13 protein-coding genes are annotated in these 15,351 nt (G+C 51.7%); 4 read left to right on the top strand and 9 right to left on the bottom strand.

Going from position 1 to position 15,351, the window contains the following annotated elements:
• Positions 1–15: 15 nt before the first annotated feature.
• The 3 genes from OGV52_RS18325 to mpl all read right to left on the bottom strand — a co-directional run bounded on the left by OGV52_RS18325 (position 16) and on the right by mpl (position 3,753).
• On the bottom strand, positions 16–1,338 hold the full coding sequence (locus OGV52_RS18325) for a 6-phospho-beta-glucosidase (RefSeq protein WP_287108915.1): 1,323 nt from the start codon (positions 1,336–1,338) through the stop codon (positions 16–18).
• Positions 1,338–2,090, bottom strand: a complete 753-nt coding sequence (locus tag OGV52_RS18320; RefSeq protein ID WP_137367045.1) for a MurR/RpiR family transcriptional regulator — start codon at positions 2,088–2,090, stop codon at positions 1,338–1,340. Before OGV52_RS18320 ends, OGV52_RS18325 begins: the two co-directional genes overlap by 1 nt.
• Positions 2,091–2,376: 286 nt before the next feature.
• Entirely contained in the window at positions 2,377–3,753 is a 1,377-nt protein-coding gene (mpl, locus tag OGV52_RS18315; RefSeq protein ID WP_016151460.1) for a UDP-N-acetylmuramate:L-alanyl-gamma-D-glutamyl-meso-diaminopimelate ligase, read from the bottom strand.
• Between the two features lie 175 nt (positions 3,754–3,928).
• On the opposite strand from mpl, the gene fbp reads away from it, so the two are divergent.
• Positions 3,929–4,927 carry a class 1 fructose-bisphosphatase gene (fbp, locus tag OGV52_RS18310; protein ID WP_016151459.1) on the top strand — a complete coding sequence of 333 codons (999 nt, stop codon included), beginning with the start codon at positions 3,929–3,931 and terminating at the stop codon, positions 4,925–4,927.
• Positions 4,928–4,979: 52 nt separating this feature from the next.
• Here fbp and OGV52_RS18305 read toward each other — a convergent pair whose 3' ends face one another.
• The 5 genes from OGV52_RS18305 to ytfQ all read right to left on the bottom strand — a co-directional run bounded on the left by OGV52_RS18305 (position 4,980) and on the right by ytfQ (position 10,764).
• Positions 4,980–6,092: a methyl-accepting chemotaxis protein gene (locus OGV52_RS18305; protein ID WP_200051836.1), complete on the bottom strand. Its 1,113-nt coding sequence runs from the start codon at positions 6,090–6,092 to the stop codon at positions 4,980–4,982.
• A 103-nt stretch (positions 6,093–6,195) separates the two neighbouring features.
• Positions 6,196–7,197, bottom strand: a complete 1,002-nt coding sequence (yjfF, locus tag OGV52_RS18300; protein ID WP_287108913.1) for a galactofuranose ABC transporter, permease protein YjfF — start codon at positions 7,195–7,197, stop codon at positions 6,196–6,198.
• Positions 7,184–8,206, bottom strand: coding sequence for a galactofuranose ABC transporter, ATP-binding protein YtfT (ytfT, locus tag OGV52_RS18295; RefSeq protein ID WP_016155534.1), 1,023 nt, complete (start codon positions 8,204–8,206; stop codon positions 7,184–7,186). The genes yjfF and ytfT overlap by 14 nt, the downstream gene beginning before the upstream one ends.
• Before the next feature lie 13 nt (positions 8,207–8,219).
• Positions 8,220–9,722, bottom strand: a complete 1,503-nt coding sequence (gene ytfR / locus OGV52_RS18290) for a galactofuranose ABC transporter, ATP-binding protein YtfR (RefSeq protein ID WP_287108912.1) — start codon at positions 9,720–9,722, stop codon at positions 8,220–8,222.
• An 85-nt stretch (positions 9,723–9,807) separates the two neighbouring features.
• The gene (gene ytfQ / locus OGV52_RS18285) at positions 9,808–10,764 is read right to left on the bottom strand and encodes a galactofuranose ABC transporter substrate-binding protein YtfQ (RefSeq protein ID WP_016155532.1); all 957 of its coding nucleotides are present in this window, start codon (positions 10,762–10,764) and stop codon (positions 9,808–9,810) included.
• Positions 10,765–11,073: 309 nt separating this feature from the next.
• On the opposite strand from ytfQ, the gene ppa reads away from it, so the two are divergent.
• From ppa to OGV52_RS18270, 3 genes are all read left to right on the top strand, one after another.
• Entirely contained in the window at positions 11,074–11,601 is a 528-nt protein-coding gene (gene ppa / locus OGV52_RS18280; RefSeq protein ID WP_003025726.1) for an inorganic diphosphatase, read from the top strand.
• 199 nt (positions 11,602–11,800) lie between these two features.
• The gene (gene yncE, locus OGV52_RS18275) at positions 11,801–12,871 is read left to right on the top strand and encodes a 7-bladed beta-propeller protein YncE (RefSeq protein ID WP_287108911.1); all 1,071 of its coding nucleotides are present in this window, start codon (positions 11,801–11,803) and stop codon (positions 12,869–12,871) included.
• An 83-nt stretch (positions 12,872–12,954) separates the two neighbouring features.
• Positions 12,955–14,964: a TonB-dependent receptor domain-containing protein gene (locus tag OGV52_RS18270; RefSeq protein WP_047499946.1), complete on the top strand. Its 2,010-nt coding sequence runs from the start codon at positions 12,955–12,957 to the stop codon at positions 14,962–14,964.
• 42 nt (positions 14,965–15,006) lie between these two features.
• Here the strand turns inward: OGV52_RS18270 and OGV52_RS18265 are convergent, their stop codons facing one another.
• Positions 15,007–15,351 (bottom strand): gamma-glutamylcyclotransferase family protein, encoded by a 345-nt coding sequence (locus tag OGV52_RS18265; protein WP_016151451.1) that lies wholly within the window; start codon positions 15,349–15,351, stop codon positions 15,007–15,009.

Here is a 15,351-nt window from a genome sequence, read left to right as displayed (position 1 = left end):
CGTTTCTTCTCGCTATTAAAGTGATTCAATCTTTTTGGCGAATAAAGGAAGATACTTTTTATTGGCCAGCAGCATCTCTTTGACTAACGCCACACCCGAAGTGTCGCTTGAGCATAATGGGTTGAAAATAAAGCCAGAAATAAGCGCTTGATAATCGCCGGTGGCGGCGGCTTTGACGATCTGCGCTTCATAGTCTTTCATCATGGAAACAATCCCTTTCGCAGGAGATGGGATCTCACCAGTACAAATTGGAATCGGACCATTACGGGTAAGCACACAGTTCACTTCAACTACGGCCTCTTCCGGTAAATTAGTGATAGCACCGCCGTTACGAACGTTGACAGTTTGAATGCTCTTATCGTCGAGGTAAATAGCGCGAATAACGTTCAGCGCGGCGGTGGAATAAAGCGCACCGCCGCGGGCTTCCAGCTCTTTAGGCTTATCCTGAAGCGTAACGTCGCTGTATTTTTTAAACAGTTCGGCTTCGATATTTTTGACGATCTCACCCCGTGATTGCTCGGCTGCTTCCTGCTCGGCCAGCATTTCAGTCGTCTTGAGGTAGTATTTTAAATAGGAAGAGGGGATCAGATTGGTGGCGGCCAGCAGCTCTTTATTAAACTGCTCATTGCTGATGTTTTTAAAGCTCAGTGCATCAACGTCGGCGGCGTTGATTATCTCGATGGCTTCGCGGGTACGGTCGACGCCGTTATGCAAAATTTTGGTAATAAAGTTCATATGGTTGGAGCCTTTGAACTCGACGTATAAATCCTCTACGTTGGCATTCAGCAGCCCGGCCACCTGATGGGTCATATTGACAGGACCATTGCACAGGCCGATGACCCGATTGTTGTGGCTGTATTTGAGTACCGCTTCTGTCACCATGGAAGCTGGATTGGTGAAGTTAATCAGCCAGGCGTTTGGACAAATCGCCTTCATTTCATTCGCTATTTCAATGATGACCGGAATGGTGCGCAGAGCTTTGAACATCCCGCCCGCGCCGTTGGTTTCCTGGCCAATAAAACCGTATGACTTCGGCAGTTTTTCATCAACGATTCGGGCATCAATACCACCGACGCGCAGTTGAGTCACCACGAAGTCGGCACCCAGCAGCGCTGTTTTGCGGTCAAAAGTTTGGATGACATCAATTGGTAAATTTGCTTTGGCAAGCATTCTTTTGGTGAGTTCGAAAATGATGTTCATTTTCTCTTTACCCATTTCAACGTCGACAAAAGCGATGTGAGAGATGGGAAGCTGGTGGTAGTTTTTAATTACCCCTTCAATCAGTTCTGGCGTATAGCTGCTACCCGCACCTATCACCACGAGTTTTAGTTTTTCCATTAGTCTTCTACTTTTGAATTAAATTTCAACGACACTTTTCTGACATTGGATAAATGGAAAAGCATAATATCTACGATGGCTACCTGGATCGGATAGCTTATATTTTCGAAAGCAGTATCTTTAATAATGGCGTTTTTGTAGATCAAGACCGCATCGGCCTTAAGCGCCAGCGTAGAGTTTTCCCGGCTGGTAATCGCGGCCACCTTGATGCCGTTTTTTCTGGCATTAAAAATTATCTCTTCCAGCATTTCTGACTCACCGCTGTTGGAAACAATCAGCATACAATCGTTAGCGGTCAGAAAGCGGCTGCGGACATTACAGTTGGTGTAGTCGGTTTCATTGAGGATATTAAAGCCCAGCACCATCAAATTATAGCTAACATAGTTCGCCACGCTATCTGATGTACCGTATCCCCAGGTGATAATCGTATTGCAGTCGGACAAAAAATCACAAAAGACTTTGACTTTATTCTCAGACACTCTGGTTAAAGCATCCTGCATTTCTTGTATATATTCGCTAACAAACGCGTTATGGTGCTGCGAGTTTTGCGATCTGGAGAATACGTCCCGAATGTTGACCTTAAACTCCTGGAAATTATTAAAGCCTAATTTCTTTACCAACTTAGAAATAGATGGCGCGGTAGTATAAACGCGATCTGCCAGTTCATGAATTTTCATTTTATAAACATCAGCAGGGTTCTCCTGACAGAATTTATAAACTCGCAGTTCATTATTGGTTAAATTTTTTCGCATGGAGCGCACCTTTTATTATGTGGCACTTACGCCACATTGGCTCTCGAGGGGATATTAGCAAGGGAAAAGCGGAAATAGATTTTATGATTTAGAAATTAATTTCTGCGATCTGAGTTATAAATTTCCATATGGAGGCTTCCCATTCCGTTGAGAAGTATGGCGTAACCAGAAGGCCGGATGGCAACGGAGATCGTGCTCCTGAGAAAGTGCCGGATAACGGTGTAAACACCTTATCCGGCCCACAACGGATCGTAGGCCCGGTAAGCATAGCGCCACCGGGCATTTTTTACTCTTCTTCTGCCTGGGCTTTCTTCGCCAGGCCATCCAGCAGTTTTTGATGGATGCCACCAAACCCGCCGTTACTCATCACCAGGATGTGATCGCCAGGCTGTGCAGTTTTCACCACCATATCTGCCAGCGCATCCACATCGCCGCTCCAGTGCGCAGGCTGAACGCAGGCTTCAGCGACTTCTGCTACCTGCCACGGAATATGCGGGGGTTGCAGCAGGAACACTTCGTCCGCACGCCCTAACGACGGCGCCAGGTCATCTTTGCACAGGCCCATTTTCATGGTGTTCGAGCGTGGTTCCAGCACCGCGATGATGCGCGCCGTGCCACCCACTTTACCGCGCAGCGCCGCAAGCGTTGCCAGAATGGCCGTTGGGTGATGGGCGAAATCGTCATACACCGTCACGCCATTGGCTTCGCCGCGCAGCTCAAGACGACGACGAGCGTTGATGAACGAGCCCAGCGCATTGGCTGCATCCGCAGGCACGACACCAACATGGCGCGCGGCAGCAATCGCCATCAGACCGTTGTGCATGTTGTGTTCGCCTACCAGGCCCCACTTCACCACGCCAACATTTTCACCGTCCAGCCACACTTCCCATTCGGATGCATCAGTGGTCAGCTTTTTCGCCTGCCAGTGACCTTGTTCACCAACCAGCTCTTGTTCGCTCCAGCAGCCCATCGCCATCGTCTGTTTCAGATTGATGTCGTTTTCCGGGTAGATAATGCGTCCCTGGCCCGGCACGATACGCACCAGGTGGTGGAACTGTTTCTGGATCGCTTTCAGATCGTCAAAGATATCCGCGTGATCGAACTCAAGGTTGTTGAGGATCAGCGTACGCGGGCAGTAATGTACGAATTTAGAACGCTTATCGAAGAAGGCGCAATCGTACTCATCCGCTTCAATCACGAAGAAGTCGCTCTCACCCAGGCGCGCGGAAACCTCAAAGTTACCCGGTACGCCGCCGATAACAAAGCCAGGCTTATAGCCGCAGGCTTCGAGGATCCAGGTCGCCATTCCGGCGGTGGTGGTTTTGCCGTGCGTCCCCGCAACCGCCAGTACCCAACGATCGCGCAGCACAAAGTCATGCAGCCACTGCGGGCCGGACATGTACGGAATGTTCTTTTCCAGCACCGCTTCCACACATGGATTACCCCGGGTCATGGCATTGCCGATGATCACCAAGTCCGGCTGCGGATCGAGCTGGCTGGCATCGTAACCCTGAATCAGATCAATGCCTTGCTTCTCAAGTAAGGTACTCATCGGCGGATACACATTGGCGTCCGAACCGGTTACTTCATGACCGAGTGAGCGCGCCAGCATCGCCAGACCGCCCATGAAAGTGCCACAAATTCCCAAAATATGAATGCGCATACGTCACTATCCTTTTTTAATCTGGGGGCCATTTTACGCACATGTCCGGCAAGTGAGAAACGCATTTCAGGATATTCCGTAGTTTGCTGGCGCGATTCACCTAAGCGCGGCAATGGAAATATTTGTTAATATTGTTGCGGTCGCTTTACTCCACATAAATTGCAGGGAAAGTGTTATGAAAACGTTAGGTGAATTTATTGTCGAAAAGCAGCACGAGTTTTCTCATGCTACCGGTGAACTCACTGCTTTGTTGTCGGCAATAAAGCTGGGCGCCAAGATCATCCACCGCGATATCAACAAGGCCGGTCTGGTCGATATCCTGGGTGCCAGCGGTGCTGAGAACGTGCAGGGAGAGGTTCAGCAAAAACTCGATCTGTTCGCGAACGAAAAACTGAAAGCTGCACTGAAGGCGCGCGACATTGTGGCGGGCATTGCCTCGGAAGAAGAAGATGAAATCGTCGTCTTTGAAGGCTGTGAACACGCAAAATATGTTGTGCTGATGGATCCTCTGGATGGCTCATCCAACATCGATGTTAACGTCTCTGTCGGTACTATTTTCTCTATTTATCGCCGCGTAACCCCAGTCGGCACGCCGGTCACGGAAGAGGATTTCCTGCAACCAGGCAACAAGCAGGTTGCTGCGGGCTACGTTGTTTATGGTTCTTCCACCATGCTGGTGTATACCACCGGCTGTGGCGTACACGCCTTCACCTACGATCCTTCTCTGGGCGTATTCTGCCTCAGCCAGGAACGTATGCGCTTCCCGGCGAAAGGCAGCACGTACTCCATTAACGAAGGCAACTACATTAAATTCCCGAACGGCGTGAAGAAGTACATTAAATTCTGCCAGGAAGAAGATAAGTCAACTCAGCGCCCGTACACCTCGCGCTACATTGGCTCTCTGGTTGCGGATTTCCATCGTAATCTGCTCAAAGGCGGGATCTACCTGTACCCAAGCACCGCCAGCCACCCGCAAGGGAAGCTGCGTCTGCTGTACGAATGCAATCCGATGGCCTTCCTGGCCGAGCAGGCGGGCGGCAAAGCGAGCGATGGTAAAGATCGCATTCTGGATATCACCCCGGAAAGCCTGCACCAGCGTCGCTCCTTCTTCGTAGGTAACGACCATATGGTTGAAGATGTAGAACGCTTTATCCGCGAATTCCCGGACGCGTAATACGCTTTGCCGGATGAGACGTGTTAACGCCATCATCCGGCAAATTTATCCCCTACGCCGTTTGTACTTTAAACGCCGCCATTGCTTCGAGCAGCGCATGTGACTGCTCTTCCAGCGAGCGGGTAGCCGCTGAAGATTGCTGTACCAGCGCCGCATTTTGCTGCGCCGTTTCATCCATCTGAATCACCGCGATATTCACCTGCTCAATGCCGCGACTCTGTTCCTGCGACGCGCTGGCAATTTCACGCATCAGTTTGGTCATGCGCATCACTTCATTGGCAATCTCATCCATGGTTTCGCCCGCCTGCTGCGCCAGCTCGCTGCCTTCTCCCACGTGGGTGTGTGAATCGCTGATTAACGTGCGGATCTCTTTTGCCGCCTCGGCGCTGCGGCTGGCCAGATTACGCACTTCACCTGCAACGACCGCAAAGCCCCGCCCTTGCTCACCGGCACGTGCCGCTTCAACAGAAGCATTGAGCGCCAGGATATTGGTCTGGAAAGCAATACCGTCGATTACGCTGAGGATGTCGGCGATTCGGCTGGAACTGCCGGAAATATCGCGCATTTTCTCAATCACATAGCACACCATCTCACTGCCGCGATCGGCGGTATCCGACACCGATTTTGCCAACTGGTGTGCCTGTTCCGCGTTCTGCGCATTCTGTTTCACGGTCGCCGTGAGTTCTTCCATACTGGCGGCGGTCTGCTCCAGCGAAGTGGCTGTCGATTCAGTACGTTGTGCCAGATGCTGGTTCCCGGCCGTCAGCTCACGGCTACCAATATCAATTTGTAAACTGGCATCGCGGACACGCTGTACCGAGTCGCCCAGCGCATGGCGCATTTCATCCATTGCCGCGTTCAGACGGTTGAATTCGGCGCTGGCCGACAGCGCGATAACCGGCGACAAATCCCCTGTCGCCAGACGTTCCAGTTGCTCAACCATATTATCCAGCGGCTTGAGAAACTTATTTCGCAGCATGAACCAAATCACCGCCAGCAACGCGAGGGCAGCCAACATCGAGGCACTCATAATACCGTGGTAAATCAACGAAGTAATGATACGGGTAGAGGCATACAGCCCCATACCGCCGGTCAGCAACAGAAGGAACGTCAGCAGAGACAATAACACCAACAAACTTGATCGAATTGAAAGGGATTTTGGCATCGTTATATTTCCGGTTGTAGGGTTAAAACAGACCTGTACAGAACCTATCGACTACAACCGGAAAAAGTTTAGGTATTTAAATGTTTATTGAAAAATCAGGATGTTACTTTGGTGTTGCCGCCGTCCCCACTCTGGTTACTGGCGAGCTTTGACGATTTTCCCAAAGTACCGTCAGACCGCGCTGTAAGGCAATAAAAATAAACAATAAAATGCCAATCGCGATCTTCGTCCACCAGGAACTTAATGTGCCGTCAAAATTAATGTAGGTCTGGATCAACCCCTGAATGGCGACACCAAAAAACGTTCCTAACACCGTACCGACCCCACCGCTCAACAGGGTTCCGCCAATCACGACTGAGGCAATCGCATCCAGCTCAACGCCGACGCCCGCCAGCGCATAACCCGCCTGGGTGTAAATTGAAAAGACAATGCCGGCAAGCGTCGCAAGCCCGGTCGACAGCATATAGATACGGATGGTCGTGCTGCGGGTTGAGATCCCCATCAGGTTGGCAGAGGTGGCGTTGCCGCCAATCGCGTAAACCTGATTACCAAAGCGCGTACGGTGCGCCAGGAATATGCCAATGACGACTACCGCCAGCATCAGCAATCCCATTGCGCTCAGGCGACCGCCGCCGGGAATTTTCCATGCCAGGCTTGAGAGCATGTCATAAACCGGATGGTTAATTGGGATCGACTCTTCAGACACCAGATAGCTGACGCCGCGCAGGAAGAACATTCCCGCCAGGGTAATAATGAATGCCGGGATCTTCAGTGCATCAATCAGTAACCCCATAAACGCGCCAAACGCGCAGCCCATCAGCAGAATCAGGGGAAACGCCAACAGCGGAGATATACCCCAGTAGCCAATGGCCTTCGCCAGAAATACGCCGGTAAACGCGATCACCGAGCCAACGGACAGGTCGATCCCGCCAGAGAGAATCACGAAAGTCATGCCCACGGCGATGATGCCCAGAAAAGCGTTATCGGTCAGGATATTGCAGATAACTCTGGTTGAAGCAAAGGCCGGAAACTGTGTCAGGCAGTAGAGGTAACCCAGTACAAATACGCCTAGGGTGATCATCAGCGGTAAATTACGTTTTATCATGACCACGCACTCCTTTTATCAGGCTGATAAAGCGTTGTGATTGCACGACCAGCACACACAACACCACCACGGCTTTGACCACTTGATTTAGTTCTGGCGGGAAGCCCGACAGTAAAATCCCTGTGTTCATGCCCTGAATAATCAATGCCCCGACCACCGACAGCAGCAGATTAAAGCGCCCGCCCATCAGCGAGCCGCCGCCGATAACTACCGCCAGGATGGCATCCAGTTCCAGCCACAATCCGGCGTTATTGGCATCTGCCCCGCGGATATCCGCCGTGACGATAATGCCGGCGATAGCCGCACACAGACCGCTCAGCACATAGGTGAGCATCACGATAATGCGCGTGTTCACCCCGGCGTTTTTTGCCGCACGAATGTTGATGCCTACCGCTTCAATAAACATCCCCAGCGCCGTTTTACGCGTCAGTAGCCAGAACACCACCAGCGTTAGCAGGGCAATGATCACTGGCGTGGGGAACAGTAAGAGCGAGCCGCTGCCAAACCACGACAGTTCGGGCGAATTGAAGGTGACGATTTGCCCGGAGGTGATAAGCTGCGCCACTCCGCGCCCGGCCACCATCAGGATTAGCGTGGCAACGAACGGTTGGATTTTGAGGATTGCCACCAGAATCCCGTTCCATAACCCTGCCAGAATGCCGGAGCCTAAGGCGGCAAGCAGCACCACCGGCAAACTGTGCCCGGCCACCGTCATCGCCGCGGTGGTGGCACCGGCAATGGCCATGACGGCGCCTACGGAAAGGTCGATGCCGCCGGTGGCAATCACCAGCGTCATGCCAATCGCTAACAGCGCCACGGGGGCGGCACGGTTGAGAATATCAATCGGGCTACCGAACAGCCGACCATCTTGCAAAATCACCTGATAAAAGTGCGGCGCGACCAGGCTATCCACCAGCAGCACCAGCAGTAGCGCCACCAGTTGTGGCATGCCTTTTGGCCAGCGGAATCGCCGTTGCGGCGGAGTGGATTGAGGGAGAGATTGAGGCATCACCATAGTCTCCTTAGGCCGCAATGGCGTTCATGATCGCCGGCACGGACAGTTCAGCCAGCGGGATCTCGGCCACCTGTTTGCGATCGCGCATAATAATGACCCGATCGGCATAGCCCACTAACTCTTCCAGTTCGGATGAAATCACCAGCAGCGCCAGACCATCCGCGCACAGCGTTTCGATCAGGCGGATGATCTCGGCATGCGCGCCGACGTCGATCCCACGCGTAGGTTCATCGAGGATCAGGAACTGCGGTTTGGTCAGTAACCAGCGCGAGAGCAATACTTTTTGCTGATTGCCGCCGGAGAGGAATTCGATCGGCTGTTCAGCGTTGGGGGTGCGAATTCCGAGCTGGCGGATAAAACGCTCGGCAATCTCATTTTGTTCTTTCCGCGGAATAGGCCGCAGCCAGCCACGCTGCGCCTGTAATGCCAGAATGATGTTTTCCCGCACCGAGGCGGCGGCGATAATGCCATCCGTTTTGCGATCCTCCGGACAGAAGCCGATCCCCAGACACGAAGCCTGATGCGGCGATCGCAAGGTCTGCGCTTTGCCTTTGATCAGCGCACTGCCGCTGTCGGCGGGTTTAATACCGAAGATCACCTCCGCCGTTTCCGTTCGCCCGGATCCCAGCAGTCCAGCGAGACCGACGATCTCACCAGGACGCACCTGTAGATCAAACGGCGCGATGGTGCCTTTCTTGCCAAAGTCGCTAAAGGCCGCCACTGGTTTATCACTCAGCAGCGTACGGCCCGCACGCTGTAGCGCATGGGTATCCAGTTCGCGACCCAGCATCATTTTGACCAGTTCGATCTGTGGCAGTTCGCGGGTTTCACGGCAGCCAACGAAGCCGCCGTTACGCAGGACGGTAATGCGATCGCTGACCTGATAGACCTGATCGAGGAAGTGGGTAACGAAGATCAGACTGACGCCCCGATCGCGCAGATGCCGCATCAGGCCGAACAGCATTTCTACTTCCTGGGTATCAAGACTGGCGGTGGGCTCATCGAGGATCAGCACTTTCGCGGAGAGATCGATCGCCCGACAGATGGCGACGATCTGCTGCATCGCCACGGAAAAGCGGTTCAGCGGCTCGCGCACGTCGAGGGAAAAACCGTATGACGCCATCAACTCCGTCGCGAGTTTTTCCATCTGCTTGCGCAGCAGCAGGCCAAAACGCCGCGGTTCACGGCCAATAAACAAGTTATCCGCTACCGACATATTGGGCAGCAGGTTCACTTCCTGATACACGGTACCGATCCCCAACTGCTGGGCATGGGCGGTATTTTTGGGGGAGATAGGCTGGCCTTCGAGCCAGATCGTGCCGCGATCTGCATGGTAAACGCCGGTCAGCGCTTTGATTAGCGTCGATTTACCGGCTCCGTTTTCTCCCAGCAGCGCCATAATCTCACCGCGACGCAAGCTGAAATCCACGTTATCCAGCGCTTTGACGCCGGGAAAGAATTTGCTTAATCCTTCGGTGCGGAGGATTTCCTGATGGGGGTCGGTGGTCATGGCATTCCTCCGGTACGAAATCACGGCCTTTTCGTAGGCCTGATAAGCGCAACGCCATCAGGCCTACGGAAGACCGGCAGCAAAACTAGTAGCCCATGTTTTTCTTCTTCTCTAACTCTTCTTTCGCCGTATCCGGCAGATAGAGGATCGACTTGGTAATGGTCAGCTTCTCAGGCATCGTGCCGTCTTTTTTGAATTTCTCCAGCGCGTCGAATGCCGGGCCTGCCATATTCGGCGTCAGCTCGACGCTGGCGTTGGCTTCACCGTCAATCATTGCTTTGTAGATATCCGGTACACCGTCGATGGAACCGGTCAGAATATCTTTGCCGGGTTTCAGGCCTGCTTCTTTAATCGCCTGGATTGCCCCGATCACCATGTCATCGTTGTGGGCGTAAACCATGCAGATGTTCTTGCCATTGTTTTCCGCTTTGATAAAGCTCTCCATCACTTCTTTCCCTTTACTGCGGGTGAAGTCGCCGGACTGTGAGCGGATAATCTTAATGTTTGGCGCGCTGGCGATGGCTTCAGCAAACCCTTTTTTACGATCGATGGCCACGCTGGCCCCGACCGTCCCTTGCAGCTCAACGACGTTACACGGCTTGCCGTTCACTTGTTTAATCAACCAGTCGCCGATCAATTTACCTTCCAGCACGTTGTCGGCGGTGACCGTGGTCATATAGAGAGATTTGTCTTTTACATCGATGGAACGATCGAGCAAAAAGACCGGAATGTCGGCATCTTTAGCTTCTTTTAAAACCGGTTCCCAACCCGTTGCCACGACCGGCGCAATAAAGATGGCGTCAACGCCCTGCGCAACAAATGAGCGAACTGCTTTAATCTGGTTTTCCTGCTTTTGCTGGCCGTCAGCGATTTTCAGCGTAATACCACGCTTTTCAGCCTCGCTTTTCGCAACGTTGGTTTCTGCGGCGCGCCAGCCGGATTCAGAGCCAACTTGCGAAAATCCTACGGTTAAAGGGGCTGCCATTGCCATAGACGACATGGCTGCCGAAACTGCTGTGACTAAAAGTAAGCGCTTCCACATAAGTGCGTCCTCGTAGGGTGATTATTGTTGGTTAATAAACCGTCGCGAAAAAACTATAGACAATTGAGCATGTAACGAATTGCGTTACATCACACTTCAAAAAAGTAAATAAAACGTTAATCACAACTTTGTAATCGCTTTCATCCCGCTATGAAAAATGCGGCTGAAGATATGGATTTTTCTGTCACGAGAGAGGGGTAAAAAGAAGAAAATGAGCGCAGAGAAAGCGAAAACAAGCGGAGACATTCAGCGCGAGTTGGCTATAATACCCGCCACTTGTTTGCCATAGCTTATTTAAAGGAAACAGACATGAGCTTACTCAACGTCCCTGCCGGTAAAGACTTGCCGGAAGATATCTACGTTGTTATCGAGATCCCTGCCAACGCAGATCCGATCAAATACGAAGTTGACAAAGAGAGCGGCGCCTTGTTCGTTGACCGCTTCATGTCCACCGCGATGTTCTATCCGTGCAACTACGGTTACATCAACCACACCCTGTCTCTGGACGGTGACCCGGTAGACGTTCTTGTCCCGACTCCGTACCCGCTGGAGCCAGGTTCAGTGATCCGCTGCCGTCCGGTTGGCGTACTGAAAATGACTGACGAATCCGGTGAAGATGCGAAACTGGTTGCGGTTCCGCACACTAAGCTGAGCAAAGAATACGATCACATCAAAGATGTGACCGACCTGCCGGAACTGCTGAAAGCACAGATCACCCACTTCTTCGAACACTACAAAGATCTCGAAGCGGGCAAATGGGTGAAAGTTGACGGTTGGGACAACGCTGAAGCCGCTAAAGCTGAAATCGTTGCTTCTTTCGAGCGCGCGAAGAAGTAAGTTCGCGTTAGCTTAAAACCCTGAACGCCAGTCTCTGGTTAGTAAGGGTTTTTAAATTTCTACGTTCTACCACCTCTCCCCTTCGCTGTTTTCTTTTTGACCTACCAGAATGGGTAGTCACATTTCATTTATCTTAATTGCGAATGAGATTAGATCTCATTATCATTCTCAGCATGTAAATAAATGTGAATAAAAGTCAATGAACCTCCACAATGTGAAGTCCCTGAAACGCTATTCCTGCGTGGCACTCGCCACAGCGCTGTTATTTACCAGCCTGTCCAGCGTGGCGCAGACGCTACCTGAGAAAGATTTTCTGACTCGCGATGTCGGTAACGGCGTGTATGAACTGGCGGTTGATAGCCAGCAGAATGTGCTTTTTGTCGCCTCGTCGCCGTCGTTTGATAAAGATAAAACCAGCGGGCTTATCTATAAACTCGATCTGGAGAAACTCACGACGACTGAAGTCATCGACACCAGCCGTCGTGCCTTTGCCACCGCGCTGGATGAAGAAAACCAGGTGCTGTATGTCGGCAACACGCTGGAAGGTTCAGTAACGCTAGTCGATACCCGCAGCGGTAAAGAGCTGGCGATACTGCAACTGAGCGAAGCCAAAAACCCGAAAGATATTGTTCATACGCGTGAAATGGTGCTCGATAAACAGCACCACCGTCTGTACGTTTCCGGCGTGGCTGAAAAAGGCATAGTCTGGGTGGTGGACACACAAAAGCGCGAGAAAATCGCCACCCTCGAGAACATGGGCCAGTACCCGACCGGCATGGCCGTGGATGCAAATAAGAACCGCCTGTATGTTGTGAATGGCCGAAACGAGCTTATTACGCTGGATACCACCAACCATCAAATTATTAATCGCTTTACCATTGAGCCAGATAAAAAACATTTTTTCCTGAATATTGCCCTGGATGCAAAAAATAACCGCGCATTCCTGACCGATCCGGATTTAGCGGACGTACTGGTTGTTGATCTTAATACCGGTAAGGTTATTGCACCAATTAAGGTTATTAACTCGCTGGCAGTGATATATAACGAAAAACGCCAGGAAGTTTATATCACCCACCGTAATGCTAAACGCATCAGCATTGTGAACAGCAAGACCTATCAGGTAAAACAAAGCATTGAAACCAATGCCTTACCTAACAGTCTGGCACTCTCGGCAGATGCTAACACCCTGTACGTCAGCGTCAAACAGTCGGAAAAAATGACAGGTGTGAAGCCCGACTACGTGCTGAAAATCGATCTCTCTAAATATTAATAATTAAAAAACTATCTGCACCTTGCAGCTTTTTTGAGCTGCAAGGTGATGTTTTTATTTTTTACTTTTCAGGTGTCTATATTATGAAAACGCGTCAACTTATTACGCTGACAGGGATCGTTGCATTCTCAGGCGGTGTTATTTTCCCCACCCAGGCAGAAGAACTCACCGAGACCTCACGCACTAGCGAAGATGAAATGGTGATCACCGCATCCGGATTCTCGCAGCAAAAACGCGAAGCGCCGGCCACTATTTCAGTTATCGATCGTAACACGCTGGATATTCAGCCGGACCGTAGCATCGGTGAAGCCATTAAAAACCTTCCCGGCGTCTCGGTCACCAACAGCAGTGGCATGAACGCCGGTAGCATTATGATCCGCGGCATGGACCCGTCCTATACCGCTTTTATGGTCAACAGCGTCAAACAAAATACCGGTGAATCTCGCCCTTACGGACATGATATTGGTACTGAAGCCAACTTCTTACCGCCAATGGAGGCCATTGAGCGTATCGAAGTTATCCGTGGGCCGATGTCCTCGCTGTACGGCTCAGACGCCATCGGCGGTGTGGTTAACGTCATTACCAAAAAACCGTACGGCGCAAAAGAGTGGACCACGGCAATTGCTGCCAATACCTGGCTGCAGGAACACCAGTATTTAGGTAATACCAGCCAGATGAATTTGTTTACCATGGGGCCGATTGTGCCCGATGTTCTCGGCCTTAGCGTGGCGGCCGACTGGCTTGACCGTCGCGATGACGATCGCAATAACTATTTTGGCAAACACAATCGTAAATCCGTTGATATGACATTGGGCCTGGCCGCCAGCGAGAATAACCTGTTCGATCTCAACGTGGTCACCGGTGAGCAGGAAAAAAACCGTACCCAGAAACGCGGTGCGCCGTGGTCATGGCTGTTCGATCGTAACGCCGCCACCCTGACGCATACCGGCTGGTATGCAGACGACACCATCGCGACGACCAACTACATAAACTATGAAAAAGGCCGTTCGAAGTATGTTTATGACGGACAGTCCCCGCAGTATGTGCAGATGGAGAACTACGTCGCCAATTCGCAAACCACTTTCACGCTCGACACCCATAAACTGACCGTTGGGGCGAATTTCACGCGCGAAGAGCTGAATGACCGCTTTGATGTGGCCAACAAAACGCTGCCCGGATCTGACCCGGTGACCAAAATCAGCCGTAACGGTTGGGCATTGTTTGCTGAAGACGGCTGGAGCATTGGCGATTTCATCCTGACCACGTCAGCGAGGATGGACCAGGATGACAATTTTGGCACACATATTACGCCGAAAATGTACGGTAACTGGGCCTTTAGCAATGACTGGGCGCTGAAAGGCGGCGTTTCCGCAGGCTATAAAAAACCGGAGCTGCGCGCGACGTCCAGCAACTTCGTAACCCCTTACGGCTCAACCGTACCTTATCCCTTCCTCACCGTTGGTAACGACGACCTGAAACCTGAACAAAGCGTTAACTCTGAACTGGGCCTCTACTGGACGGGAGATGCGCTATCGCTCGACAGCACCGTCTTCTATACGCAGTTCAAAGACAAAATTGCTGAACAAACGATTTGTGAAACCACGTCGACGAACCAGTGCTCCGTCAACGGCTACAACGCGGATTCCGTCAGTAAATACTTCAACGTCAGCGAGGCGGATGTATACGGTATAGAACTGAATGCCGACTGGCAGATTACCGCCGATGTAAAAGCCAACGCTAACTACACCTGGAACCACAGCGAACAAAAAAGCGGCGTTAACAAAGGCTACGCGCTAAACGATTATCCGCGCCATATGGCGAATCTGTCGCTGAACTGGGCAGCAACGCAAAGCCTGGACGTATGGAGTACGGTGAATTATCGCAGCAGTAACCGCAACAGCGGCAATAACTATAAGTACGATGACTACACGATGGTGGATGTAGGCCTACGTTATCAGCTCAATAAGCACACGCAACTGATGGCTGGGGTCTACAACGTGTTGGATGAAGATCCGAAACTGACAACCGCGTGGAACGAATCCGCACAGGTGGAAGGACGCCGCTATAACCTCGGCGCGCGCGTGGAGTTTTAAATCCAGAATAAAACAACGCCACCCAAGGGTGGCGTGTTCATATCAGTACTGGTCTCGGTCTAACCAGTTACCGCTTTCAATCAGCGTTAAGCCATCAACCGGACGTTGGTACACGTACATCCATGCACTTCCGTACGGCGTTTGAATTAACTGGCGTGCGTATTCACCGCCACGGGTACGCAGAGCGTCAAGCTCTGCCAGCGTGGCGTTATCAATACGATAAACTTCCCCGTGTACTGTTCCCTCTCCTGGAACGGCGCCTGGATAGTGGCCCAGGCTATACAACTGGTAGTTGTCGATACTGAAATTTCCCAGCAACAGGGCATTGGTCATCCAGTGGCTGTTGCCTTGTTTGGTTCGTAAACTGCCGTAGACAAATATTCGCAT

It is taken from the genome of Citrobacter sp. Cb041 (assembly GCF_030336655.1).
In the GTDB taxonomy this organism is placed as follows: domain Bacteria; phylum Pseudomonadota; class Gammaproteobacteria; order Enterobacterales; family Enterobacteriaceae; genus Citrobacter; species Citrobacter braakii.
The sequence above is the reverse complement of the archived record's forward strand: the minus strand, read 5'-3'. Positions and strand labels throughout refer to the sequence as shown.

What these genes read in the sequence shown, in the direction of transcription:
- OGV52_RS18305 (WP_200051836.1), bottom strand. Translation starts at nt 6,092, where the DNA reads ATGCCAAAATCCCTTTCAATTCGATCAAGTTTGTTGGTGTTATTGTCT.
- OGV52_RS18270 (WP_047499946.1), top strand. Translation starts at nt 12,955, where the DNA reads ATGAAAACGCGTCAACTTATTACGCTGACAGGGATCGTTGCATTCTCA.
- ytfT (WP_016155534.1), bottom strand. Translation starts at nt 8,206, where the DNA reads ATGCCTCAATCTCTCCCTCAATCCACTCCGCCGCAACGGCGATTCCGC.
- fbp (WP_016151459.1), top strand. Translation starts at nt 3,929, where the DNA reads ATGAAAACGTTAGGTGAATTTATTGTCGAAAAGCAGCACGAGTTTTCT.
- ytfQ (WP_016155532.1), bottom strand. Translation starts at nt 10,764, where the DNA reads ATGTGGAAGCGCTTACTTTTAGTCACAGCAGTTTCGGCAGCCATGTCG.
- ytfR (WP_287108912.1), bottom strand. Translation starts at nt 9,722, where the DNA reads ATGACCACCGACCCCCATCAGGAAATCCTCCGCACCGAAGGATTAAGC.
- mpl (WP_016151460.1), bottom strand. Translation starts at nt 3,753, where the DNA reads ATGCGCATTCATATTTTGGGAATTTGTGGCACTTTCATGGGCGGTCTG.
- ppa (WP_003025726.1), top strand. Translation starts at nt 11,074, where the DNA reads ATGAGCTTACTCAACGTCCCTGCCGGTAAAGACTTGCCGGAAGATATC.
- yncE (WP_287108911.1), top strand. Translation starts at nt 11,801, where the DNA reads ATGAACCTCCACAATGTGAAGTCCCTGAAACGCTATTCCTGCGTGGCA.
- OGV52_RS18325 (WP_287108915.1), bottom strand. Translation starts at nt 1,338, where the DNA reads ATGGAAAAACTAAAACTCGTGGTGATAGGTGCGGGTAGCAGCTATACG.
- OGV52_RS18265 (WP_016151451.1), bottom strand. Translation starts at nt 15,351, where the DNA reads ATGCGAATATTTGTCTACGGCAGTTTACGAACCAAACAAGGCAACAGC.
- OGV52_RS18320 (WP_137367045.1), bottom strand. Translation starts at nt 2,090, where the DNA reads ATGCGAAAAAATTTAACCAATAATGAACTGCGAGTTTATAAATTCTGT.
- yjfF (WP_287108913.1), bottom strand. Translation starts at nt 7,197, where the DNA reads ATGATAAAACGTAATTTACCGCTGATGATCACCCTAGGCGTATTTGTA.